The organism is Nocardioides sp. CPCC 206348 (genome assembly GCF_048654705.1).
Lineage (GTDB): Bacteria > Actinomycetota > Actinomycetes > Propionibacteriales > Nocardioidaceae > Nocardioides.
In genome coordinates, this window is the sequence record NZ_JBMCZA010000064.1 from 1 (window position 1) to 350 (window position 350).

A 350-nucleotide genomic window follows, 5' to 3' on the forward strand; every position below is an offset into this window, starting at 1 on the left:
GCGGCGTCCAGGATCGCGTGGGACTCGACCTGCCCGTTCGCGTCCACGTCGTCGAGGTCCACTCGCCGTCGGTCCGCGGCGGCTTGGCGCTCTTGCTCGGCGCGTTCGGGGTCGAAGCGGATGACCGCTTCGGTGACGAGGCGTTCCAGTTGCGCCCAGCCGACCCCACCAACCGCAGCCAACTGGCGGTCCACAAAGGCCGCGGCGTCGGCGTTGAGCGGGCGGGTGAGGTCCGCGATGCGTTCGGCACGCCACGGCTCCAGGCGACCTTCAACCACTGAGGCGTAGATGCCGGGCAGGCGCCAGGCGCACTCGATGATCCGCCCGACGTACGCCCGCCCACCGTCAGG

At 71.4% G+C, this 350-nt stretch carries 1 pseudogene; it reads right to left on the minus strand.

Going from position 1 to position 350, the window contains the following annotated elements:
• Positions 1-350: pseudogene (locus ACOADB_RS02185) on the minus strand (HNH endonuclease); the annotation flags it as partial.